Annotated in this window: 22 protein-coding genes; 6 read left to right on the plus strand and 16 right to left on the minus strand. The window is 72.3% G+C overall.

Going from position 1 to position 23345, the window contains the following annotated elements:
• The first annotated feature begins 75 nt into the window (after window positions 1–75).
• The gene (locus AC07F3_RS20900) at window positions 76–621 is read left to right on the plus strand and encodes a PPA1309 family protein (protein ID WP_479115973.1); all 546 of its coding nucleotides are present in this window, start codon (window positions 76–78) and stop codon (window positions 619–621) included.
• A 25-nt stretch (window positions 622–646) separates the two neighbouring features.
• Here the strand turns inward: AC07F3_RS20900 and AC07F3_RS20905 are convergent, their stop codons facing one another.
• The 4 genes from AC07F3_RS20905 to AC07F3_RS20920 form a co-directional block, all read right to left on the minus strand.
• Window positions 647–1735: a YlbL family protein gene (locus AC07F3_RS20905; RefSeq protein ID WP_479115974.1), complete on the minus strand. Its 1089-nt coding sequence runs from the start codon at window positions 1733–1735 to the stop codon at window positions 647–649.
• 108 nt (window positions 1736–1843) lie between these two features.
• The gene (locus tag AC07F3_RS20910; protein ID WP_189389853.1) at window positions 1844–2014 is read right to left on the minus strand and encodes a hypothetical protein; all 171 of its coding nucleotides are present in this window, start codon (window positions 2012–2014) and stop codon (window positions 1844–1846) included.
• A gap of 142 nt (window positions 2015–2156) precedes the next feature.
• Window positions 2157–2621 carry a molybdenum cofactor biosynthesis protein MoaE gene (locus AC07F3_RS20915; RefSeq protein WP_114038854.1) on the minus strand — a complete coding sequence of 155 codons (465 nt, stop codon included), beginning with the start codon at window positions 2619–2621 and terminating at the stop codon, window positions 2157–2159.
• A gap of 78 nt (window positions 2622–2699) precedes the next feature.
• Window positions 2700–3806 carry an SDR family oxidoreductase gene (locus AC07F3_RS20920; RefSeq protein ID WP_469835058.1) on the minus strand — a complete coding sequence of 369 codons (1107 nt, stop codon included), beginning with the start codon at window positions 3804–3806 and terminating at the stop codon, window positions 2700–2702.
• A gap of 189 nt (window positions 3807–3995) precedes the next feature.
• On the opposite strand from AC07F3_RS20920, the gene AC07F3_RS20925 reads away from it, so the two are divergent.
• Together AC07F3_RS20925 and AC07F3_RS20930 are read left to right on the plus strand one after the other, a co-directional pair.
• Window positions 3996–5462 carry a zinc-dependent metalloprotease gene (locus AC07F3_RS20925; RefSeq protein WP_479115975.1) on the plus strand — a complete coding sequence of 489 codons (1467 nt, stop codon included), beginning with the start codon at window positions 3996–3998 and terminating at the stop codon, window positions 5460–5462.
• Window positions 5459–5980: an NUDIX hydrolase gene (locus AC07F3_RS20930; protein WP_479115976.1), complete on the plus strand. Its 522-nt coding sequence runs from the start codon at window positions 5459–5461 to the stop codon at window positions 5978–5980. The genes AC07F3_RS20925 and AC07F3_RS20930 overlap by 4 nt, the downstream gene beginning before the upstream one ends.
• 105 nt (window positions 5981–6085) lie before the next feature.
• Here the strand turns inward: AC07F3_RS20930 and AC07F3_RS20935 are convergent, their stop codons facing one another.
• The 4 genes from AC07F3_RS20935 to AC07F3_RS20950 all read right to left on the minus strand — a co-directional run bounded on the left by AC07F3_RS20935 (window position 6086) and on the right by AC07F3_RS20950 (window position 9877).
• Entirely contained in the window at window positions 6086–6841 is a 756-nt protein-coding gene (locus AC07F3_RS20935; protein ID WP_479115977.1) for an AIM24 family protein, read from the minus strand.
• 16 nt (window positions 6842–6857) lie between these two features.
• Window positions 6858–7538, minus strand: coding sequence for an AIM24 family protein (locus tag AC07F3_RS20940; RefSeq protein ID WP_479115978.1), 681 nt, complete (start codon window positions 7536–7538; stop codon window positions 6858–6860).
• A gap of 13 nt (window positions 7539–7551) precedes the next feature.
• Window positions 7552–9174 carry a TerD family protein gene (locus AC07F3_RS20945; RefSeq protein WP_479115979.1) on the minus strand — a complete coding sequence of 541 codons (1623 nt, stop codon included), beginning with the start codon at window positions 9172–9174 and terminating at the stop codon, window positions 7552–7554.
• A 106-nt stretch (window positions 9175–9280) separates the two neighbouring features.
• Complete coding sequence (locus AC07F3_RS20950; protein WP_479115980.1) at window positions 9281–9877, minus strand: M48 metallopeptidase family protein; 597 nt, start codon at window positions 9875–9877, stop codon at window positions 9281–9283.
• 226 nt (window positions 9878–10103) lie between these two features.
• Between AC07F3_RS20950 and AC07F3_RS20955 the strand changes: the two genes are divergently transcribed.
• Together AC07F3_RS20955 and AC07F3_RS20960 are read left to right on the plus strand one after the other, a co-directional pair.
• Window positions 10104–11237, plus strand: a complete 1134-nt coding sequence (locus AC07F3_RS20955) for a ThiF family adenylyltransferase (protein WP_479115981.1) — start codon at window positions 10104–10106, stop codon at window positions 11235–11237.
• A 40-nt stretch (window positions 11238–11277) separates the two neighbouring features.
• On the plus strand, window positions 11278–12648 hold the full coding sequence (locus AC07F3_RS20960) for an ABC1 kinase family protein (protein WP_479115982.1): 1371 nt from the start codon (window positions 11278–11280) through the stop codon (window positions 12646–12648).
• 11 nt (window positions 12649–12659) lie between these two features.
• Here the strand turns inward: AC07F3_RS20960 and AC07F3_RS20965 are convergent, their stop codons facing one another.
• From AC07F3_RS20965 to AC07F3_RS20985, 5 genes are all read right to left on the minus strand, one after another.
• Complete coding sequence (locus tag AC07F3_RS20965) at window positions 12660–12851, minus strand: hypothetical protein (RefSeq protein ID WP_479115983.1); 192 nt, start codon at window positions 12849–12851, stop codon at window positions 12660–12662.
• A gap of 142 nt (window positions 12852–12993) precedes the next feature.
• Window positions 12994–13317, minus strand: coding sequence for a hypothetical protein (locus AC07F3_RS20970; protein WP_479115984.1), 324 nt, complete (start codon window positions 13315–13317; stop codon window positions 12994–12996).
• Window positions 13314–13682 (minus strand): WhiB family transcriptional regulator, encoded by a 369-nt coding sequence (locus AC07F3_RS20975; protein ID WP_053729898.1) that lies wholly within the window; start codon window positions 13680–13682, stop codon window positions 13314–13316. Before AC07F3_RS20975 ends, AC07F3_RS20970 begins: the two co-directional genes overlap by 4 nt.
• Window positions 13683–13851: 169 nt before the next feature.
• The gene (locus AC07F3_RS20980; protein WP_479115985.1) at window positions 13852–14205 is read right to left on the minus strand and encodes a hypothetical protein; all 354 of its coding nucleotides are present in this window, start codon (window positions 14203–14205) and stop codon (window positions 13852–13854) included.
• Window positions 14206–14384: 179 nt separating this feature from the next.
• Window positions 14385–16571, minus strand: coding sequence for an ATP-dependent DNA helicase UvrD2 (locus AC07F3_RS20985; RefSeq protein WP_479115986.1), 2187 nt, complete (start codon window positions 16569–16571; stop codon window positions 14385–14387).
• Window positions 16572–16834: 263 nt separating this feature from the next.
• On the opposite strand from AC07F3_RS20985, the gene AC07F3_RS20990 reads away from it, so the two are divergent.
• Window positions 16835–17077: a mycoredoxin gene (locus tag AC07F3_RS20990; protein WP_479115987.1), complete on the plus strand. Its 243-nt coding sequence runs from the start codon at window positions 16835–16837 to the stop codon at window positions 17075–17077.
• Window positions 17078–17187: 110 nt separating this feature from the next.
• Here the strand turns inward: AC07F3_RS20990 and nudC are convergent, their stop codons facing one another.
• The 3 genes from nudC to AC07F3_RS21005 all read right to left on the minus strand — a co-directional run bounded on the left by nudC (window position 17188) and on the right by AC07F3_RS21005 (window position 23329).
• Window positions 17188–18159 carry an NAD(+) diphosphatase gene (gene nudC, locus AC07F3_RS20995; protein ID WP_479115988.1) on the minus strand — a complete coding sequence of 324 codons (972 nt, stop codon included), beginning with the start codon at window positions 18157–18159 and terminating at the stop codon, window positions 17188–17190.
• Between the two features lie 72 nt (window positions 18160–18231).
• Entirely contained in the window at window positions 18232–19647 is a 1416-nt protein-coding gene (locus AC07F3_RS21000) for a dipeptidase (protein ID WP_479115989.1), read from the minus strand.
• Between the two features lie 10 nt (window positions 19648–19657).
• Window positions 19658–23329, minus strand: coding sequence for a UvrD-helicase domain-containing protein (locus AC07F3_RS21005; RefSeq protein ID WP_479115990.1), 3672 nt, complete (start codon window positions 23327–23329; stop codon window positions 19658–19660).
• Window positions 23330–23345 lie beyond the last annotated feature (16 nt).

The raw sequence follows: 23345 nt of genomic DNA on the forward strand, positions 1-23345 counted from the left end.
AGAGCCCACTCATGCAACTTACTGAGGCTTTACTCAGTTCCCGATCGGAGGGTGAAAGAGGGCAGGATGTTGTCCATGTCCAACGTTTCCCCCTCCGGTCCCCCGATGGCCGCGAGCCCGCTCACCCGCGCGGTGCTCGAAATCGACGAGTACGCATCCGGTCTGGGCTGGGACAAGCCGGCCCGCCTCTTCGCGCTCGTCGACACCGCGAAGCTCCGTGCCCAGGCGCCGGGCCTGGTCTCCACCGCCGACGACGCCCAGGTCTCCGGCCTGACCCCGATCGAGCAGGAGGAGATCCCGCGGAACAAGCCGCTGGACAAGTTCCTCGGCACCATCGCCTGGCCCGACTCGGTCGCCGGCTGCGCGCTCACGGTCGAGCGCCTGATGCTGCCGCCGTCCGCCGAGACCTCCGTGCCCGAGGGCCTGAGCGACAAGGAACTCGCCAAATGGGTGGCCGCCCACCCCGACCGCCAGGAGGTGCGGATGACGGTGGCGGTGCTGCGCGGCGGAGCCCGCGAGTCCGCCATCCGGCTGCGCGAGAAGGACTCCGCCACGGAGGTCCTGACCGGCCCCGACCTGGTGCCGGGCCTCGCCGAGGCGCTGGCCGCGACCTTCGCCTAGCGGGTCCGCGGGGGCGCGGCCCGCCTCACTTGGCCGAGCAGCTCGGCAGCCCGGCCGTGTCCCCCGTACGGATCTTGTCCAGGGACTGCCGGGCGTCGTGGATCGAGTCGACCTTCACCAGGGTCAGGCCCGAGGGGATGTCCGCCGCGGCGGCCGCGCAGTTGTCCTTGGGCGTCAGGAAGTAGCGCGCGCCGGCCTGGCGCGCGCCGATCAGCTTCATCTCGATGCCGCCGATCGGGCCGACCTTGCCCGCGTCGTCGATCGTTCCGGTGCCCGCGACGAACTTGCCGCCCGTCAGGTCCTCCGGCGTCAGCTTGTCGACGATGCCGAGCGAGAACATGAGCCCCGCGCTGGGCCCGCCGACGTCGGCCAGCTTGATGTCGACCGTGAACGGGAAGGCGTGGTCGGTTCCGGCCTGGATGCCCACGATGGCCCGGTCGCCGTCCTGCGCCTTCTCCGTGGTGATGGTGATCTTCTCGCCGCCCTCGGGCTGCTTGCCCGCCTTCTTGGCGGCCTCCGCGTCCTTCGCCGGGATGATCGTGAACACCACGTTCTGGCCGGGCTTGTGCCGGGTGACGAGCGCCGCGACGTCGGCCGGCTTGGTGACCGCGGTGCCGTCGACGGCCTTGATGGCGTCACCGGCGTGCAGCTTGCCCTCGGCCGGGCTGCCCTTGACCACCGAGGAGACGATGACCCAGCTCTTGACGGGGATGCCCAGCTCGTTCAGGGCCGCCACCTTGGCGCTCTCCTGGGACTGGCTGAACTCCTCGGCGTTCTCCTGGTTGGACTGCTCGTCGGTCTTGCCGTCCGGGTACAGCGTGTCGTGCGGGACGACCACGCTGTCGTGCGCGAGCCAGCCGTAGACGGCCTCGACGAGGTTCATCCGGTAGTCCGCGCCGGTGACCCGGACCGTCGTCATGTTGAGGTGACCGGTCGTCGGGTAGGTCTTGTGGCCCGAGATCTGCAGCACCGGCTCGCCGCCGGAGTCGCCGAGCGTGTTCACGGTGGGCCCGGGAGACATCTCGGAGTACGGCACTTTGATGAGCACCCCGGCGCAGAGCAGCGCGATCAGCACGAGGGTGGAGGCGAGCATCGTCGCGGTGCGGCGTGGCATGGAACGACAGTACGGGACCGATCTGTGCGCCCACCCGTGGGGCCGGTCCGTACGGGGCCGTTGGCGAACGCGTACGGGACGGGGGCCGGGCGTGCGGGTCGGGAACGCTCAGACGGCGTCGGTTCCGGAGTGGGATTTCTCCATCGCTTCACGGAACCGGCTGTACCCGGCGAGTTCGGACACATCGCCGGACGTGCGATTGCGGGCGGCCCAGCTCGCCCATATCGCCGCGCCGACCGCAGCGAAAAGCGGAATCAGCAGCCACAGGAGTGCAGCCATTCCGTCCTCCCGTCCCCAATGAGCGACCGCAACTGACAGATCAGCAGATTAGTCATCCGCCAGTCCAACGCTCACGCCCGGGGGGCGGTTACGCAAATCGGGGCCCAAGGGATCCGACGGGGTTTCAGATGGGGAGCCCACGTCAGCAGGCCCCGACCCACTCCTCCGTGCCGTCCGAGAACTTCTGGTGCTTCCAGATCGGCACCTCGTGCTTGAGGTCGTCGATCAGCTTGCGGCAGGCCTCGAAGGCCTCCGCGCGGTGCGGACAGGACACCGCGACGACGACCGCGATGTCTCCGACCGCCAGATCGCCCACCCGGTGGACGGCGGCCAGCGCGCGGACCGGATGGTCGGCGACGACCTTCTCGGCCACCCGGCGCATCTCGGCCTCGGCGCTGGGGTGGCAGGAGTACCCCAGCATGTCGACGTCCGTGCCGCCGTCGTGGTTGCGCACGGTGCCGACGAAGAGCGCGGTGCCGCCCGCCGCGAAGTCGCCCGCGGCCGCGAAGACCTCGTCGACGGAGAGCGGGGTGTCACGGATCGCCAGCAGCCGGATCGGGTCCTGCGCCGCCTGCTCACCGGGGTGGTCGGGGTACGTGCGTGCCATGGTCCCATCGTGCCGCACGGCACCGGCTTCCCGGAATAGCCCTTTCGACCGGGTGGGGCGCGCCCGCGTAGGAGAGTCCTACAGGCCCCGGCGCTTGCGGGCCCTGCGGACCACGGCGGCGGCGCCCAGCAGTGCGACGGTGGCGCCCGCGGCACCCGCCGCGGTGGCGTCCTTGCGGCCGAGCCTGCGGCCCGCGACGGTGCGCCGGCCGGCGACCTCTTCGAGGAGCTCGGCGAGCACCTCCTCGTTGGTCCACCGCGGCCGCCAGCCCGCGTCGTGCAGCCGCCCGACGCTGACGACCCACGGGTGCATCGTGTACGCGAGGTCCCCCGCGGGCGAGGGGGTCAGCCCGATCCGGTGCAGCCGGGCGGCCGCGCCCAGGGCGACCGCCGAAGGCAGCTCCATGCGGCGGATGCCGCTGAGCTCCTCGACCTCCTCCTGCTCGAGCCACCCGTCGCAGCCGACCGCGAACTCCCCGTCGACCTTCTCCAGAGCGGCATACTCCAGGGCGCTGCACAGGTCGTCGACGTGGCAGAACTGCCAGGTCGGACGGGATCCGGCGACCACCAGGAGGCGCGGCGACTCGAAGTACCGGGTGAGCGCGGTGTCGGTGCCGCCCACCAGGACGGCGGGCCGCACCACCGTGACGTTGAGGCCGGGGTGGGCGCGGGGCGCGCGCCGCCCCAGGCGCTCGATCTCCAGGAGGTCGCCGACGCCGGTCGCCTCGGCGGTGGCCCGCAGCTCGGCGTCCTCGGAGAGCGGGATGTCGTTGTCGGCCAGCGCCCCGTAGACCATGGCCGAGGTGCACAGGACCACCCGGTGGACGCCGGCGGCGGCTGCGGCGGTCAGCACGGTCTGGGTACCGCGCACGTTGTAGGCGGTGCGGGCCGCCGGGTCGGTCTCCAGGTCGAGGTCGAGCGCCAGGTGCACGACGACGTCGGCGCCCCGCAGCTTCTCGGCGATCGCCGGGTCCCGTACGTCCAGGATGTGCCAGGTCGCCTCGGTGACCTCGCCCCGGCGCTCGTCGATGGCGACGACCTGCTTGACCTCGTCGGACGCGGCGAGCCGCGCGGTCAGCAGGGCGCCGATCCCGGAGGCGGCACCGGTCACGGCGACGACGGGACCGCGCGATGTTGAGGTTGAGAGGTTTCGCGCTGCGCGAACCTGCGGATCTGGGGAACTCACCGGGCGTCTCCAGCGGTTGTCTTCAGTACGTACGTTAATGACGCGTACGGACCAGGTGGCGTCCATCCTGCCGCAGGCCACGAGGCGGCGGAGCACCGAGCCCTTATCCGGTTCGGATGTCTACGCTGGTGGTGTTGTGGGGAAGCCGCCGTCGGCATCAGCCGGCGGCCTGACGAGCCGAGGAAACCCGTGAGTGACACCCCATTCGGATTCGGCCTTCCGCCGGAGGAGCCGGAGAACGGCGACGGCAAGAAGAAGGACCCTGCCGGAGGTGGTCAGGGTGCCGGTGGCCAGGGCGGCAACCCCTTCGATTTCGGGGGCCCGGGCGGCGCGGACAACCCGTTCGCCGCGATGTTCGGTTCGATGAACCCGAACGACCTGGGCGCCGCGTTCCAGCAGCTCGGCCAGATGCTCAGCTACGAGGGCGGTCCCGTCAACTGGGACATGGCCAAGCAGATCGCCCGCCAGACGGTCGCCCAGGGCACCGCCGACGGCACCAAGGACGAGAGCGTCGGCCCCGCCGAGCGCGCCGCCGTCGAGGAGGCCGTCCGGCTGGCGGATCTGTGGCTGGACGACGCCACGTCGCTGCCGTCGGGCTCCACCACTGCCGTGGCCTGGAGCCGCGCGGAGTGGGTCGAGGCCACCCAGCCCGCCTGGAAGGAACTGGTCGACCCGGTCGCCGAGCGCGTCGGCGCGGCCATGGGCGGCGTCCTGCCCGAGGAGATGCAGGCCATGGCGGGCCCGCTGATCGGCATGATGCGCTCCATGGGCGGCGCCATGTTCGGCCAGCAGATCGGGCAGGCCGTGGGCGTCCTGGCGGGCGAGGTGGTCGGCTCGACCGACATCGGTCTGCCGCTCGGCCCGGCCGGCAAGGCGGCGCTCCTTCCGCTGAACATCGAGGCGTTCGGCAAGGACCTGGGCGTCCCCAAGGACGAGATCCGGCTCTACCTGGCGCTGCGCGAGGCCGCCCACCAGCGGCTCTTCGCCCATGTGCCGTGGCTGCGCTCGCACCTGTTCGGTGCGGTCGAGGGCTATGCGCGCGGTATCAAGGTCGACACCGCGAAGCTGGAGGACGCGGTCGGCCAGCTCGACGTGTCGAACCCGGAGCAGTTGCAGGAGGCCCTTCAGCAGGGCATGTTCCAGCCGGAGGACACCCCGGAGCAGAAGGCCGCGCTGGCCCGCCTGGAGACGGCGCTCGCGCTGGTCGAGGGCTGGGTGGACGCGGTGGTCCACGAGGCCGCCAAGCCCCGGCTGACCTCGGCCGACGCGCTGCGCGAGATGCTGCGCCGGCGCCGGGCGACCGGCGGTCCGGCCGAGCAGACCTTCGCCACCCTGATCGGCCTGGAGCTGCGCCCGCGCCGGCTGCGGGACGCCTCGCGCCTGTGGGCCTCGCTCACCGACGCGCGCGGCGTGGACGGCCGGGACGACCTGTGGGAGCACCCGGACATGCTGCCGACCGCCTCCGACCTGGACGACCCGGACGGCTTCGTGCACCGCGAGCACCTGGACTTCTCGGAGCTGGACAAGATGCTGGGCGAGGCCGCCGAGCAGAACGGCCCGTCGCTCAAGAAGGACAACCCCGGCAAGGCCGACAAGGCTGACAAGGCCGATGAGGGCGACGCGAAGACCGACGGCAAGGACGACTCCGAGCAGTGAGCCTGCATGACGACGCGGTCCTCGTGCTGAAGGCGTACGAGGACCAGAGCGAGCTGCGCCAGGCCTACCTGGACCATCTGGGCGCGCACCCCGACGGCATGTGGAAGGCCTGCGGGGCCGGCCACCTGACCGCGAGCGCGCTGGTCATCGACCCGGAGCGGAAGCGCGTTCTGCTCACGCTGCACAAGAAGCTGAATATGTGGCTCCAGATGGGCGGCCACTGCGAGCCGGGGGATGCCACCGTGGCGGCCGCCGCGCTGCGCGAGGCCGAGGAGGAGTCCGGCGTCACCGGTCTCACGCTGCTCGCGGGCGGCCCGGTCCGCCTCGACCGGCATCCGATCCCGGCGCCGTGCCACTGGCACCTGGACGTCCAGTACGCGGCCCTCGCCCCGGCCGGCGCGGTCGAGGCGATCAGTGACGAGTCCCTCGACCTGCGCTGGTTCGGCTACGACGAGGTGGCCGAGGTCGCCGACGACTCGGTGGTCAGGCTCCTGGAGGCCACCCGCGCCCGGCTCTAGCCGACCGGCCGGGCCCGATCCGCCCGCAAGGCCTCAACTACCGCACACGTAAGGGGCGTTCGCCAGGGCGAGCGCCCCTTACGTGTGCCCAGGACTAGCGTTCAGCTAGCTCCAGGCGTTGCCCTGGTTCTGCGCGTGGGCGCCCTGCTGGCCCATGCCGTACTGCGCCCGCAGTCCCTGCCCGATCGCCGCGTTCTGCGGCGGCAGCACCTCGCTCGGCTGGACGAGGGCGAAACCCTGGCCCAGGAAGCTCAGTTCCCAGCCCTCACCGGTGTTGCCGCGCCGCCGCCACACGCCCGTGGAGTGCGTCTGCGCCTGCATCTGGACGCGCAGCGAGGTCGACCAGGCCACGATCGCGTCCGCGTCCGCGTTCACGTACTTGTCGGGCGTGACCTGGAGCATCAGCGGCTGGCCCGAGGTCATCAGGACGACCTTGCCGCTGCCGGTGATGTTGAGCTGGTACTTGCCGGTGCCGGAGACCCCGTACTGGCTGTCCACGGCGATGACTTCGTAGTGCAGCGAGGAGTCCATCGCCAGGACGTAGCCGCTGTCGACGGTCAGCCCGTCCCGGTCGACGTCCACGATGTGGACGTGCTGGGCCAGGTTGGCGAGGTAGACCGTGCCCTGGCCCGAGACGCGCATCAGGTCCAGGCCCTCACCGGTGTGGGCGCGGGCGCGCTGCTGGCCGTTCGACTGGTACTCGCCGTCGAACTCCATCAGACCCTGGTAGGCGACCATCGAGCCCTTGCGGGCCAGGAGGTCGTCGTGGCCGGTGAGCACGGCCCGCAGCAACTGCGGGTTCTGCGCCGCGTAGCGCTCCTGGGACTGCTGCTCGGTGTAGCCGAAAAGCGGGCTCTGCATGGTGTGTCTCTCCCCCTCAGCCCCGGGCCCGCAGGCGGTCCGTGCTGTCCTCACTCGGCTGTACGACGACGATGCCCTGGCCCGAGAACGCCATCTGGAAGGCCTCTCCGCTGCCCCGTCCGATCAGCGAGGAGGCCTTGAAGCTGCGCTTGCCCTTCACCTTCAGGTTCGGCGACCAGGCCACCAGCGCGTCCGGATCCACGTACGTCTCGTCCTCGCCGCTTCCGCAGTCGACGACGACCGGGGTGCCGCGCGAGGTCAGGGCGACCCAGCCGGTGCCGGAGATCTTCACGTTGAACAGGCCCTGACCCGCGAACTTGGCCAGGCCCCTGACCCGCTCGACCCCCCACTGGAGGCTCGCGTCGAAGGCCAGCACATTGGTGCCGTTGACGGAGAGCGCGTCGTTGTCGAGGTGCACGATCACGACGTTGGCCCCGTAGTCGGCGAGGTAGAGCAGCCCGTCGCCGGTGCACTTCATGAGCGGCGCGCCCTCGCCGGTGATCCAGTCCCGGGCCATCTGGCGCACGGCCGGCGGGTTGGGCTCGTACTGGATGAAGCCCTCGTAGGCGACCATCGAGCCGACCCGCGCGAACAGGTCCTGGCCGGTGGACATGGCCACCTTGAGCATCGCGCTGCCGTGGTTCTCCATCCGGGCCGCGACGGGCGTGGGGGCGTAGCCCGCAAGTTGCTGGTTCATGGTTCGGGCTCCCTCAGACCTCGTACGGCTGGACGACGATGAAGTTGCCGGGGGCGCCCCGGAACTGGAGATTGACGGACTCGCCGCTGTGGCCCGGATAGGCGTTGCGGCGCAGCCTGACCTGGCTGGAGACGATCACCTGGGACGCGGCGGACCAGGCGACGATCGCGTCGCTGTCGGCGAACGTGGTCGGGGTGACCGGCAGCACCACCGGGGTGCCGTGGGTCATGACGACGACCGTGCCGGTGCCCTGGAACAGCATGGTGAACAGGGCGCCGCCGGGGATGCCGTGCCCCTCGATGCGACGGACCTCGTACTGGAGGGACTCGTCGAAGGCCAGCACGTTGTCGGCGGAGACGCAGATGCCTTCGCCCTGGAGCTCGATGGGATGCAGATAGGCGCTGTTCTCGGCGAGGAAGACCTGGCCGCGGCCGGTGCACCGCATCAACTGCATTTCCTGGCCGGTCGCGTTGCCGACGATGCGGCCCGCGAAACCGGCGCCCTTGTAGCCGAAGTCGACCTTGCCCTGGTACATGACCATGCTGCCCTGGCGGGCGAGGACCGGCTGGCCGCCGACGCCGAGGTCGACCCGGACCAGCTGCTTGTTCTGCGAAGTCCAGCGCTGGCCTGTGGGCAGTTCCTTGTACATCTGGATGGCGGCGCGGAGCCCGCCGCCCTGGGGCACGCCCTGCGGCTGACCGTAGGGCGCGGACTGTCCGTACGGAGCGGGCGCCCCGGGCGGCGGGACCTGGCCCGGGACGTGGCCGAACTGGGGCTGCGGCGGCTGCTGTCCGTACGGGAGCTGCGGCGGCTGCCCGTACGGCGCGGGCGCGGGCGGCGGCACGGTGCCGGGCACCAGGTGCATGGGCGCCGCGATGGTCGGAGCCGCGTGGATCTGCGGGGTGGGCACGGGGGGCGGCGGCGGAGTGGACCCCGGCGGCGGGGCGTAGTGCTGGGCCGCGGGCGCGGGTGTCGCGAAGGAGGGCGCGGGCGCCGGGGCCTGCGCCGGGGCGCCGAACTGCGGGGCGGGCGCGGCGGCTTGGGGCGGCGGGGCGAAGCCGGGGGCCGCACCCTGCGGCTGCGGCGGCTGCTGCGGCGCTGGCTCCTCCTCCAGGACCTCGCCGCCGAAGTTCTTCAGGAGGGCTTCGAGGCCGCCGTCGAAGCCCTGGCCGACGGCGGCGAAGCGCCAGACGTCCTTCAGGTAGAAGTCGCCGAGCATGACGGCCCGCTCGGTGCTGAACTCCGCGCCGGTGAAGGCGTACCGGACCACTTCCTCGCCTCCGGCCACGACCCGGATGTAGCCCGGGCCCGCCTGTGACATCTGGCCGGCGCCGTCCAGCGTCGCGGTGAAGGAGAGCTTGTGGATGTGGGCCGGGACGCGGTCCAGGGTGACGCGGAACGACTCGGTGTCACCGGCCTGGGGGCCGAGGAGCTGGATCGACTCCTCGGGGGACTTCGGCTGGTTGAAGAAGACGAAGTAACGGTCGTCGGACAGCCGCTCGTTGGCGTCGAGCCCGAAGCAGCTGATGTCGAAGGTCAGCCCGGGGCCCCCGATCTGCACGCCCACGTACAGATCCGTGCCCGCCGTGAGATCACTGACCTTGGCCTTGTGGCCGCGCTGGAATTCCCTGGCCATGCGTACCGACCGTCCCCCATCCCGAGGTGATTGCGTCGCGCCAGGCTAACGGCTGCCTCGGACAATCGGCGAAGTCGCTGCACATTCGGTACAGAACCGTCGACGGTCACTCTCCGCGTGCGGCGGGGAGGTGCGGGAGGCGGTCGGCGGCCACCACACCTTCGAGGTATCCGCGGGCCCGTTCGGTGCGCGGATAGGCGTCGAGGAGCTCCCAGAACCGGGGCCCGTGACCGGGCACCAGGAGGTGGGCGAGCTCGTGGACGAGCACATAGTCGACGACGTACTCCGGCATGCCCTGGAGCCGGTGCGAGAGGCGGATGCTGCCCTCGGCCGGGGTGCAGGAGCCCCAGCGGGTGTTCTGGTTGGTCACCCAGCGCACCGAAGCGGGGCGCGCCCGGCCGTCGAAGTACAGCTCGGAGAGCCGCTCGGCGCGCTCGGTGAGCTCCGCGTCGCCCAGCATGCGCTTGCTCTCCTGGGCGGCCAGCTTGTCCAGCATCACCGTGACCCAGCGCTGCTCCTCGGCCTCGGACATCCGGGCCGGGATGAGCACGATGGTGCGGTCGCCCTCGCGGTAGGCGGAGACCGTTCTGCTGCGCCGGGAGCTGCGGCGGACCTCGACCGCGCTCGTCGCCGGACCGCGTGGCGGCAGGCTGGTCGGGCTGCGCGGCGGGCTTCCGGCACTCTGCAGTGGGTCGGCGGGCACGCCCCGACGTTACCCGCTGTCAGTGGGGGAAGTCCCGCCTCCGGGACGGTTGAGCCATGATCCATCCGCTGGGGTGCAGCATTTGAATGACTAATACCCCTCGCCTGTGGACAACTTTCCACGCCCTCCGCCGCAGCCGTGCATTCTGGCCCCATGCCGCGCGACGGCCCTGCGATCGGGCAGGCCCCGGGGACGCGCGGAGCCGTGGGACAACGGGGGTTCGACCATGCATCCGATGCTGAAGCCGGCGCTGCGCCGGGCCTGGCGGGACCGGCAGACCGTGCAGTTCGGGATCACACCCGCGCAGGCCGTCGTCGTGTCACCGGTGGACCCGGCGACGGGCCACTTCCTGGAACTGCTCGACGGCACCCAGGGCCTGCCGATCCTGTACGAGCGGGCCCGCGCCCTGAACCTGCCGCCGGACCAAGTGGACGAACTGGTGGCCCGGTTGACGGCGGCGGGCGTGGTGGACGATCCGACGGCGGGCGGCCCGGCGGCCCGTGCGCTACGGAATCGGCCGGACACCCTGGAGCGACTACGGCCGGATCTCGCGTCCCTCTCGCTCATCCATCCGGATCCGGGCGACGCGGCGCGCAGGCTCGCGGCCCGCAGGGCCATACGGGTTCAAGTGCGGGGCGCGGGGCGGGTGGGCGCGGCCATCGCCGCGGTGCTCTCGGGCTCCGGGGTGGGCCGGGTCGACGTCCTCGACGGCGGCACCGCGCAGCCGGGGGACGTGGCGCCGGGCGGGCTGCCCGAGCGGGCGGTGGGCGAGCGGCGCGCGACGGCGGCGGCCCAGCTGGTGCGGCGCACGGCACCGGGCGGTCCCCCGCGCCACGGGAGGGACGCGGAGCGGGCCCCGCTCTCCCTGATCGTGGTGGCCCCGCGCGAGGCACTCGACGTGTACGCGCCGGACGCGGCGGACGCCGAGGAGTGGGTCGGCGCGGGAACACCCCATCTGTACGCGGGAGTTGTGGAGACCACGGGTGTGGTGGGTCCCCTGGTGCTGCCCGGCGGCACCGGATGCGCGGGGTGCCTCTCGCTCGGCCGCGCCGAGCGCGACCCGGGCTGGCCGCGGCTGCTCGCGCAGTGGCGCTCGGGGCGTCGGCGCACCGGCGCACCGGCCTGTGACCTGGCCCTGGCGACCGCGGTCGCGGGTCTCGCGGCGGGGCATGCCCTGGCGTTCCTGGACGGGGATCTTCCGGCCAGTACGGGCCGCCGCTGGGAGGCCTCGCTGCCCTGCCTCGACTGGCGCTCCACACCGATCGAGCCACACGGGGACTGCTTCTGCGGCGCGGTCGGGAACACTCAGGGGGAGCAGGTCTCGGGGGCGGTCGGGCCACACGACACAATGGCCGGGTGACGCCTGCGAGGGCGCTGCTGTCTGGGATTTGGAGGGGCGCATGTCTGATCTTCCCCGGAAGGCGGTCACCCGGACCGCCAAGCTGGCCGCGCTGCCACTTGGCTTCGCGGGCCGGGCCACCTGGGGCCTGGGCAAGCGGATCGGCGGGAAGTCCGCGGAGCTGGTGGCCCGCGAGCTCCAGCAGCGCACCGCCGAACAGCTCTTCAAGGTCCTGGGCGAGCTGAAGGGGGGCGCCATGAAGTTCGGGCAGGCGCTGTCCGTCTTCGAGTCGGCTCTGCCGGAGGAGGTCGCCGGACCTTACCGGGCCGCCCTGACCAAGCTCCAGGAGGCCGCGCCGCCGATGCCGACCCGCACGGTCCACGCCGTCCTGGCGGAGCGGATCGGCGCCGACTGGCGGGAGCTGTTCCTGGAGTTCGAGGAGAAGCCCGCGGCGGCCGCCTCCATCGGGCAGGTCCACCGCGCGGTCTGGCACGACGGGCGCGAGGTGGCCGTCAAGGTGCAGTATCCGGGCGCCGGCGACGCACTGCTTTCGGATCTGACGCAGCTCAGCCGGTTCGCCCGGCTGCTCGGCCCGCTCATTCCGGGGATGGACATCAAGCCGCTCATCGCCGAGCTGCGCGACCGGGTCTCGGAGGAGCTGGACTACGGGCTGGAGGCGCGGGCCCAGCGGGAGCACGCGGCGGAGTTCGCGGGCGACGCCGATGTGCTGGTGCCCGACGTGGTCCACCAGTGCGACCAGGTCCTGGTGACCGAGTGGATCGAGGGGATACCGCTCTCGGACGTGATCAGGGAGGGCACACCGGAGCAGCGGGACCGGGCGGGGCAGTTGCTGACCCGGTTCCTGTTCTCCGGCCCGGCCAGGACCGGCCTGCTGCACGCGGATCCGCACCCGGGCAACTTCCGCCTCCTGCCGCCGGAGAAGCCGGGGGGAGTCTGGCGGCTCGGCGTCCTGGACTTCGGCACGGTCGACCGGCTGCCCGGCGGGCTGCCCGCGACCATCGGCGAGTCCCTGCGGATGACCCTGGATGGCGAGGCCGAGGCGGTCTACGAGCTGCTGCGCGAGGAGGGCTTCGTCAAGGAGTCCATCGACCTGGATCCGGACGCGGTGCTCGACTACCTGCTGCCGATCATCGAACCGGCCCAGGCCGAAGCGTTCACCTTCAGCCGGGGCTGGATGCGCGGGCAGGCGGCCCGGATCGCCGATCCCCGCTCCCCCGCCCACCAGTTGGGCAAGCAGCTCAACCTGCCGCCGTCGTATCTGCTGATACACCGCGTGACGCTGTCCACCATCGGGGTGCTGTGCCAGCTGGACGCGACGGTGCGGATGCGGGACGAACTGGAGGAGTGGATGCCGGGGTTCCTGGCGGACGTTCCGGACGAGCCCGAGCCGGAGGCGGCCGAGGAGGCCTGAGGAGGCCGGCGCTACCACCAGGCGGCGTCGAGCCTGCCTTCGATGGCTCTGATGTTGGCGCGGGCGCAGGCCTCGCAGTAGTAGTGACCGGCGCCGTTCTCGACCGAGTAGGTCCACGTCGGCGGTGGGCCCTCGGCCGGAGCCGGGGTCCCGCAGTGGGAGCACACGATGGTTTCGGCCACCGGCCGATTCTGGTCGTCCACCGTGCGACGATACCGCCGCGCCGGGCACCGCGGAGCACAACGCACCGCGGGGGCCGGTCCGTTCGGACCGGCCCCCGCCGTCTTACGTTCTGCTTCTGTTGTTTCTGTTGCGTTCGTGGTCGTGCCGACCACGTGCCGGCCGTCAGTGCATGACGGCCATGGCGAGGGCGCGGCGGGCGCGCATCGACGCGCGCTCGGCGCGCCGCTGCATACGCCGGGCGGCGACCAGGCGCACGGCCTGGCGCTCCACCTCGGCTTCCTGCAGTCGCTGATGCATATGCGCACGGGCCAGGGCTTCTGGCATGAGTTGCATTTCGAGGGTCCTGTTCTGGCGCGACTCGTTCGCGCCGGTGGTGGTGAAGTCTGGGGTCGCGGAGCCGGTGGGCTCGCTGGCGGACGTCGTCATCGGGGCCTGCTTCTGGGGGTCGTTCGTTCGGGGGTGGTCGATGGTTCCCGGGCGGTTCATGCTGCGACCGGGTTCTTGCGCGGACGGCCACGCGGCCGCTTGCGGGCCACGACCACACCCTGGACGAAGAGCTCGCCGCCCCAGACGCCCCACGGCTCGCGCCGCTCCTTGGCACCCGCGAGGCAGGCGGCCATCAGGGGGCAGGTCTGGCACAGGGACTTGGCGTACTCGACATCGGCCGGCGACTCGGCGAAGAAGACCTCCGGGTCGAAGGAACGGCAGGGGACGGGTACGCCGAGGTTCTCGATGGCGTCGTCGAGCGCGGTGAGCGCGGTGAGGGGAGTCAAGGCGGGGTCCTCCGTGAGACCGGGCGGGGGGAGAGTCGGGGCGGGCGGTACGGACGGGGCGTGCGCTTCGAGTTGCACGGTGGTTTCAACCTCGTCTTGTCGTGTTCGGCTGTCGGTCCGGCCGGTCGGCCGGGTGTCGGCTGGTACCGAGGCCCCCTTCACTCCGTCCGTCCCGTTCGGGACAAACAGAAGGGCCGCGGATCCCTGATGGGGTTCCGCGGCCCTGAAGGCGCCTGCCTGATCTGGATCAGGCTGGATCACTCCAGGGTTCGAGCCCACGGAAGGCCCACATCATGTGGTGCTGGTACTTCTGCGTCTGCTTCTCGGCTCCGGCACCGGTCGCCGCGAAGGCGTGGGCCTGGGCCCGTCCCTTCGCTACTGCTGCTCCCGGCGCCTGAATCGGTCGCTCATTACGCTCATCACGCACGGGGAGGCTCGTCAGGGACGCCGGAGCGGCGGCGAAGAGGCCGACCAGACCGGAGACGCCGGTGGACAGACCGGTGCCCTGGAACGAAGAGCCGAGCGTGCAGGTGGCGGCGACCGAGCGGTCCGTCACTTTGGTGCTGATGAAGCTGGTGTTGGTCTCGTTGTAGCTGGCCACTGGTCTCGCCTCCTCTCGGCGTCTCGGGGACTTCGGCCTCGCGGCCTGATCCCATGCGTATTCGGATAAGTACAGCTAAGTACAGCACGGAGACCAGGCTTCGGAGAAGCTCCCGTTTCCGTGGTTAAGAACCTATGGGGATTCCTGGGGCGGGCGCAAACTATTTTTTCGACGAGTTTTCACGAACCCGCGTCGTCGACTCCTCCAGGCTCGTCACCTGCGCAGATGGCCAGTACGTCGGTGCCGAAGCGGTCCAGCTTGCGGGCGCCGACGCCGGAGATCACCGCGAGCTCGTGCCCGGTGGACGGCACGGCCTCCGCGATCGCCATCAGCGTCTTGTCCGTGAAGACGACGTACGGCGGCATGCCCAGCTCCTTCGCCTGGTGGGAGCGCCAGTCACGGAGCCGCTCGTACAGCGCCTCGTCCATGTCCGACGGGCAGTCCTCGCAGCGCATCAGTTTCATCTCGCCGGCCTCGGTGAGTGTTTTCCCGCACACCCGGCACAGCACCGGCCCCCGCCGGACGCGCTTGCGCACCGCGGGGCCGCGCTCGACGCCTCCGGTGCCGCCCGCGACCGGACGCGCCGCGCGGGAGCCGGAGCCGGGCCGCAGGCCGTTCAGGAAGCGGCTGGGGCGGCGGCTCGCCCGGCCGCCGGGAGAGCGCGAGAGCGACCAGGAAAGACCCAGGTGGATCCGGGCCCGGGTGACGCCGACGTAGAGCAGCCGGCGCTCCTCCTCGATCTGCTCGTCCGTCTTGGCGTACGTGATCGGCAGCATGCCCTCGGTGAGGCCGACCAGGAACACGGCGTCCCACTCCAGGCCCTTGGCCGCGTGCAGCGAGGCGAGGGTGACGCCCTGGACGGTCGGGGCGTGCTGGGCGGCCTTGCGCTCGTGGAGCTCGGCCACCAGGTCGGCCAGGCTCGCCTCGGGCCTCGCCTGCGCGTAGTCCTCGGCGAGGCGGACCATCGCGGCCAGCGACTCCCACTTGTCGCGCACCGCGCCCGAGCCCGTCGGGGGCAGCGCCGTCCAGCCCTTGGTGCCGAGCACCGCCCGCACCTGGGAGGGCACGTCCACGGCGTCGTCCAGCAGCGAGTCGTTGCGGCCCGCCACGGAGGCGCCGCCGAGCGCGACCATCGCCTCGAGCACCTCGGGGCGCTCGAAGAACCGCTCGGCGCCGCGCAGCTGGTAGGGCACGCCCACGTCCGCGAGGGCCTGCTCGTAGACCTCGGACTGGGCGTTGATGCGGTACAGCACGGCGATCTCGCCGGCCGGCACACCGGAGCGGATGAGGTCGCGGATGCGCCGGGCCACGCCCTCGGCCTCGGCGGGCTCGTCGCCGTACTCCGTGTAGACCGGGTCCGGGCCCTTGTCGCGCTGCGAGACCAGTTCGAGCCGGTGCTCGGCGGCGCGGCCGCTCGCCTGGTTCAGCAGCCCGTTGGCCAGGTGTACGACCTGGGGGGTGGAGCGGTAGTCGCGGACCAGCTTGACCACCGTCGCGTTCTGGTGGCGGGTGCGGAAGTCGAGCAGGTAGTCCGGGGTGGCGCCGGTGAAGGAGTAGATGGTCTGACTGGCGTCGCCCACCACGCACAGGGTGTCGCGGTCGCCCAGCCACAGTTCGAGCAGGCGCTGCTGGAGGGGGCTGACGTCCTGGTACTCGTCCACCACGAAGTGCTGGTACTGGCGGCGGACCTCCTGCGCGATGTCGTCGCGGTACTGGAGCACGCCGACCGTGAGGAGCAGCACGTCCTCGAAGTCGATCACCGCGCGGTCCTGCTTGAGCTGCTCGTACATCCGGTAGACCTGGGCGATCTCGGCCGGGTCGCGGGGCGCCTCGCGGTGCGATTTGGCGACGGCCGCCGGGTAGTCGCCGGGGACGGTCTGGGTGACCTTCGCCCACTCGATCTCTCCGGTCACGTCGCGCAGCTCGTTGCGGTCGAGGCGCAGCCGGCAGCGGGCGGCCGCCTCGGCGACCAGCTGGACCTTGCGCTCGACGAGGCGGGGCATGTGCTGGCCGCCGACCGCTCTGGGCCAGAAGTACTGGAGCTGCCGCAGGGCCGCGGAGTGGAAGGTGCGGGCCTGCACGCCGCCCACGCCGAGCTCGCGCAGCCGGCCGCGCATCTCGGCGGCCGCCCGGTTGGTGAACGTGACGGCCAGCACCCCGCCGGGCGGCAGGATGCCGGACCGCACTCCGTACGCGATCCGGTGGGTGATCGCGCGGGTCTTGCCGGTGCCCGCGCCGGCCAGCACGCACACCGGGCCGTGCAGGGCCGTGGCGACCTCGCGCTGCTCGGGGTCGAGCCCGTCGAGCACCGCGTCGGCCGTGTCGGGGACCCGCGGGAAGAGAGTGGAGTGCGTTGCTGATGTCACCCCGCCATGCTGCCAGGTCGCCCGGGACGGGTGTGCCGCGTTGTCCACAGGTGGCGCCCGCAGTCGTACTAACGCGGGGCGTGCCGCCGGTCGCGGGCCGCGGGACACCGGGCCGGGCGGCCGCCGGAGGCCCGTCGTGGCGATTGGGTCACATGGGGGCGCCGCGCGGGAATGGTGGCCGGGCCCCGTACGTTCCACCCCCTGCGGAACCGCATTCGGCGGGGCGCGCACGCCAGTCAGCGATACAGAGGAGCGCGAGACACATGCCGGGCACTGTGACGATGTACAGCACCACCTGGTGCGGCTACTGCCAGCGGCTGAAGAAGCAGATGGACCGCGAGGGCATCGCGTACGACGAGGTGAACATCGAGCACGACCCGGCCTCGGCGGCGTTCGTGGAGAAGGCCAACGGCGGCAACCAGACGGTGCCGACCGTGCTGTTCGCCGACGGGTCCACGCTGACCAACCCCTCGCTGGCGCAGGTCAAGCAGAAGATCGGCGTCTGAGCGCGGCGCGCACGAGCCCGTGCGGGCGATCCGCCCGACCGAGCGGAAAGGCCCCCGTCCAACCGTGGACGGGGGCCTTCCGCATGCCTGGGCCGGAGCGCCGGCCAAGCTCAGCGCGTCGGCTTCGGCAGCGGCCTGCCGTACCAGAGCTCGATGAGGCGGGCCGCGATCGAGATGCCGTACGGGGGCAGCACCTCGCCGGACTCGAAGGCCGCGGCCAGGTCCTCGCGGGAGAACCAGCGGGCCTCGTGGATCTCCTCGCCGTCCACGTTGATCTCGGACGAGGTGGCCTTGGCCATGAAGCCGAGCATCAGGCTGGACGGGAAGGGCCAGGGCTGGCTGGCCACGTACTCGACCGGGCCGACCGTGACGCCCGCCTCCTCGAACACCTCGCGGCGCACCGACTGCTCGATGGACTCGCCGGGCTCGACGAAGCCCGCGAGGGTGGAGAAGCGGCCCTCGGGCCAGTGCACCTGGCGGCCGAGCAGCGCCCGGTCGTGCTCGTCGGTGACCAGCATGATCACCGCGGGGTCGGTGCGCGGGTAGTGCTCGGCGCCGCAGGCCGGGCAGCGGCGGATGTGGCCGGCCGCCGCGATCACGGTGCGCTCGCCGCAGCGGGAGCAGAAGCGGTGCAGGCGCTGCCAGTTCTCCAGGGCGACGGCGTGCGTCATCAGGCTCGCGTCGCGCGGTGACAGCAGCAGGCCGGCCTCGCGCAGCCCCGCGGGCCGGGCCGACTGGTCCATCCGCCCGGGCAGCGCGTCCTTCTGGAGGGCGAAGTAGCTGACGCCGTCCTCGTCGGTGCCCAGGAAGTAGCGGTGGGTCTCGGTCACCGGGGCCTCGAAGGCCGGGGTCATGACGAGCTCGGTGGGCCCGTCGCCGCCGTCCGCCGGTTCGTCGATCAGGACCTGTCCCCCGGAGACCACGAAGACCCGGGTCGTGGGGTGGCTCCAGGCAGCCGCGAGCCAGGCCTCGTCGAGGCGGTGGTGCGCGGCCCGGTCGATGCCGCTGGGCGCGGTGAGACCGATGGGCGTGGCGAGCCCGATCGGCTGGTCCGTGACGGCTTCACTGCTGGTGGTGCTCACAGGTGCTTCCAACTCCCCCGGATGGATGGTGTGTTCAGCGATTTCTGTCAGCCGGTGGCGCGGGCTGAGGGATCAGGCTGTCGTGGCGGCGAGGTCGCTCCACAGGTGGGCGGAGGTCTCGACGCCCTTGAACAGCAGGTCCAGTTCGACCTTCTCGTTCGGCGCGTGCCAGCCGTCGGAGGGGACCGAGATCCCCAGGAAGAGGACGGGCGCCGCCAGTACGTCCTGGAGGTCGGCGGCGGGGCCCGAGCCGCCCTCGCGGGTGAAGCGGACCTTCGTGCCGAAGGCCGCGGTCATGGCGCGGACGACGGCCTGGAGGGCGGGGTGGCCGAGCGGCGTCAGACACGGCCGGGTGCCCGCGCTCCAGGTGATCTCGTGCCGGATCCCGGCGGGGATCCGCCCGGCGACCCAGTCGGTGACGAGCTTCCCGATGTCCTTCGGGTCCTGGCCCGCGACCAGGCGGAAGGACAGCTTCACCATCGCCGAGGACGGGATGATCGTCTTGCCGCCGGGGCCCTGGTAGCCGCCGCCGATGCCGTTGACCTCGGCGGTCGGGCGCGCCCAGATCCGCTCCAGGGTGGAGAAACCGGCCTCGCCCAGCGGCGCCGTCGATTTGGCGGTGTCCAGCCAGGCCGCCTCGTCGAAGGGCAGCTCGGCGAAGAGCTCGCGCTCGGCGTCGGTCAGCTCGGCGATGCCGTCGTAGAAGCCCGGGACGGTGACGTGCTCGTCGGCGTCGTGCAGGGCCGCGACGAGACGGGCCGCGGCGGTCGCCGGGTTGGGCACCGCGCCGCCGAAGGAGCCGGAGTGGATGTCCTGGCCGGGACCGTACAGCTGGATCTCGCACTCGGCGAGGCCGCGCATGCCCGTGCATACGGTGGGGGTGTCCTCGGACCACATGCCGGTGTCGGACACGATCACGGCGTCCGCGGCGAGGCGCTCGGCGTGCTCCTCGACCAGGGCCCGGAAGTGCGGCGAACCCGACTCCTCCTCACCCTCGACGAGCAGCTTCAGGTTGACGGCGGGGGCGGTGCGGCCGGTGGCGGCGAGGTGCGCGCGGACGCCGAGGGTGTGGAAGAACACCTGGCCCTTGTCGTCGGCGGCGCCGCGCCCGTACATCCGGCCGTCGGTGATCACCGGCTCGAAGGGGTCGGTGTGCCAGCCGTCCTCGCGGGCGGCGGGCTGCACGTCGTGGTGGCCGTAGACCAGGACGGTGGGCGCGCCCGGCTCGCCCGAGGGCCACTCGGCGTAGACGGCGGGGGCGCCGGGGGTGTCCAGGATCTCGGCGACCGGGAAGCCCGTCTCGCGGAGCTTGGCGGCGAGCCACTCGGCGCTGCGTCGTACATCGGCGTCGTGGTCGGGCTGGGCCGACACGGACGGGATGCGCAGCCACTGTGCGAGGTCGCCGAGGAAGGCGGCGCGGTGCTGCTCGATGTAGGCGCGCACCGTCGCGGTGGCGGTCTGGACGGCGCTGTCCGGGGTCTCGCTCATGCCCTTGAGCCTATCCGGCCGCAAGCGGTGGCCGGTCCTCCGGTCCGCCCTGCGGACGGTGGCCCAGGAGGATCGCCTCCAGCTCGGCCCGGCCCGGCAGCCGAGCCGGACGGACCGTCTCACCTGTGCGTACGTACACGAACGCGGCGTCGACCGATTCCGGCGGCACGCCCGTCTGCTCGGCCCAGGCGACCCGGTAGACCGCCAGCTGGAGCGGGTCCGCGGTGGCCTGCCGACCGGTCTTCCAGTCGACGATCTCGTACGTGGCGAGCGTGCCTTCGCCCTCCTTGTAGACGGCGTCGATGCGGCCTCTGATCACCCGGCCCGCGAGCGTCAGCTGGATGGGCGCCTCGGTGCGGAACGGGGTGCGGGCCGCGTACGGGGTGCGCTCGAAGGCCTCCTTGAGGGCGGCGAGGTCGCGCTCGTCCGCGATGTCGGCGTCGCTTTCGTCCGCTCCCGGCAGCTCGTCGGGGCCGAGCATGGGCAGCGGGAGTTCCTCGAAGCGGGACTCCACCCAGGCGTGGAAGCGGGTGCCCCGGCGCGCGGCGGGCTGCGGGCGGCGCGGCATGGGGCGGGCCAGGTCCCGGGCGAAGCCGTCGGGGTCGGCGGCCAGCTTCAGCAGCTCGGACGCGGTGAGCGAGGCCGGCACCGCCACGTCGAGGGTGGTGGCGCGGGCCCGGCGGAGCTCGGTGGTGAGCGCCTCCAGGTCGCGGTCCCAGGAGTGCAGCGTGCGGCGGTCCTCGGGGGTCAGGCGGGGGGCCGGGATGCCGCCGGGGACGAGGCCGTGTTCGCGGGCCCGGGGGCCCGCACCGGGCCCGGTCCGGGTGTGCTCGGCGGGCGCGGACCGCGTGGTGGGCGTCGCGGTGGCCGGGCGCTCCTCGGTCAGCAGGTGCCAGTCGTCGGCGAAGTCGGCGGGGTCGCCGAGATCGCCGAGATCGCCCGGCTGGGCGAACTCCCCCTCTCCATAAGGGGGGTTCGCCTCGTCCGGGGGGAAGGCGCCTTCCCCGTACGGCTCGTCCTCGTACAGCTCGCTCTCGTACGGCTCACCCGCGAAAGGCTCGTCGTCGTAAGGCGCGTGCTCGTCGAGGGTGTGCTCGTAGGGGCCGTCCTCGGGGCGCACGCCCTCTTGGGGCGCGCCTTCGTACGGCGCGTCCTCATAAGAGGAGGGCGTTTCGAGGTGCGGGGGCGCCGCTTCCCGGGGGGCCGCCGTCGCCAGGTGGGCCAGGACGCGCTCGGCGGCGGCCCGGCGGCGGGCCAGGGACTCGGGGTCGAGCGGGAGCGGCCAGGCGTGGGTGGTCGCCGACTCGTGGAGGGCCGGGTTCTCGGCGCCCTCGGCCGGTTCGTCCGCCCAGGCCTCGATCTCGCCGTGGCCCGCCGCGCAGTGCTCGTACAGCGCGTGCAGGAACGCGGAGGGCCCCCGGGGCTTCTTCTGGCTCGGGCCCCACCAGTGTCCCGAGCCGAGCAGCAGGGAGCGGGGGCGGGTGAACGTGACGTATCCCAGGCGCAGTTCCTCGGTGTGCTGGTGCTCCTTCATCGCCTCCTTGAAGGACTTGAGGCCCTTCGCGTCCCACTCGTCCACCACGGGCAGCGTGGGGGCGTCGCCGCGCAGCGCGTGCGGGAGGACCTTCGCCTGGGCCGTCCACGCCTCCCTCGACTGCGTGGACGGGAACGTTCCGGTGACCAGGCCCGGGACGGCGACCACGTCCCACTCCAGGCCCTTGGACTTGTGGGCGGTGAGCACCTTCACCGTGTTCTCGCCGCCGGGCAGCGCGTTGTCCAGGCCCTTCTCGTACTGCGCGGCGGTGCGCAGGAAGCCGAGGAAGGCGAGGAGGGACGCCTCGCCGTCGAGCGCGGCGAAGCTCGCCGCCGTGTCGAGGAAGCCGGAGAGCGTCTCGCGGCGGCGGGCGGCCAGGGCGTGCGGGGAAGCCGAGAGCTCGACTTCGAGGCCGGTGACGGTCAGGACCCGGTGCAGGACGTCCATGAGCGGGTCGGCGAGCGAGCGGCGCAGATCGCGCAGTTCGGCGGCGAGGCGCGCGAAGCGGACGCGGGCCTCGGCGGAGAAGGGCAGCCCGTCGTCGTCGGCGCCTTCGAGGAAGGTGTCCAGGGCGTCGGCGAGCGAGATCACCTCGGCCGGGTCGACCCCTTCGACGGCGTCGGCGAGGCGCTGGTCGGGGTCGTCGGATTCGCTCGGCGGACGGCGGACGAGATGGCGGGCGCGGCGGCCCAGCAGGGCCAGGTCGCGGGGGCCGATGCGCCAGCGCGGGCCGGTCAGGATCCGCACGAGCGGGGCGTTGGCGCCCGGGTCCTGGAGGACCTCGCAGACCGCCACCAGGTCGGCCACCTCCGGCAGGTGGAGCAGCCCGGACAGGCCCACGACCTCGACGGGAACGTCGCGGGCCACCAGCGCGCCCTGGATCTGCGGGAAGTCGCCCGCCGTACGGCACAGGACGGCGATCTCGCCGGGCGCCTTGCCGGTGCGCACCAGGTGCGCGATCGAGTCGGCGAGCCACTCGATCTCCTCCTGGTGGGTGTCGAGCAGGGCTATGCGCACGCTCCCGTCCCGCTCGGCGCCGGGGGCCGGACGCAGCGCCTCCACCCCGGCGTGCATCGAACGCAGCGGCGCAGCAAGGGAGTTGGCGAGGTCGAGGAGGCGGCCGCCGCTGCGGCGGTTCTCCGACAGGGCCTGGCGGGTGGCGGGGCGGCCGTCGGCGTACGGGAAGTGGCGGGGGAAGTCGTCGAGGTTGGCCACCGACGCGCCGCGCCAGCCGTAGATCGCCTGGCAGGGGTCGCCGACGGCGGTCACGGCGTGCCCGGTGCCGCCGCCGAACAGCGCGGCGAGCAGCCGGCGCTGGGCGACCGAGGTGTCCTGGTACTCGTCCAGGAGCACCACCTTGAACTCCTCGCGCAGGATCCGGCCGACCTCGGGGTGGCTGAGGGCGAGCTCGGCCGACAGCGCGATCTGGTCGCCGAAGTCGAGCAGGTCGCGGCTCTTCTTGGCGGCCCGGTAGCGCGTGGTGAGGTCGAGCAGTTCGAGCCGGGCCGCGGCGGCCTCGGGCACCTTGCGCAGCTCGGCGTTGCTGAGCTTGGCGCCCTCCAGGGTGCGCAGCAGCTCCCGGTCGTACGCCGCGAGCCGCTCGGGGCGTACGAGGTGTTCCGCGAGCTCGGCGTCGAGCGCGAGCAGGTCGCTGACCAGGGAGGCGAACGACTTGATCAGCGTCGGGTACGGCCCCGGGGCCTCGCGCAGCACCCGGGCGGCGAGCTGGAACCGGGTGGCGTCGGCGAGCAGCCGCGAGGTGGGCTCCAGGCCTATGCGCAGGCCGTGGTCGGTGAGCAGGCGTCCCGCGAAGGCGTGGTACGTGGAGATGCCCGGCTCGCCCTGCTCCGGCTCCGGGGCGTCCGGATCGGTGATGCCCGCCCTGATCAGCGCGGTGCGCACCCGCTCCGCGAGCTCGCCCGCGGCCTTGTTGGTGAAGGTCAGCCCCAGCACCTGCTCCGGCGCGACCTGGCCGGTGCCCACCAGCCACACCACCCGGGCGGCCATGACGGTGGTCTTGCCCGATCCGGCTCCGGCCACGATGACCTGCGGGGCGGGCGGGGCGGTGATGCACGCCGTCTGCTCCGGGGTGAACGGGATGCCGAGGAGCTCTTTGAGCTGCTCGGGGTCGGTGAGGTGGGTGGGCACGTCGGCAAGGGTAGTG

It is taken from the genome of Streptomyces sp. NPDC045846, assembly GCF_056431605.1.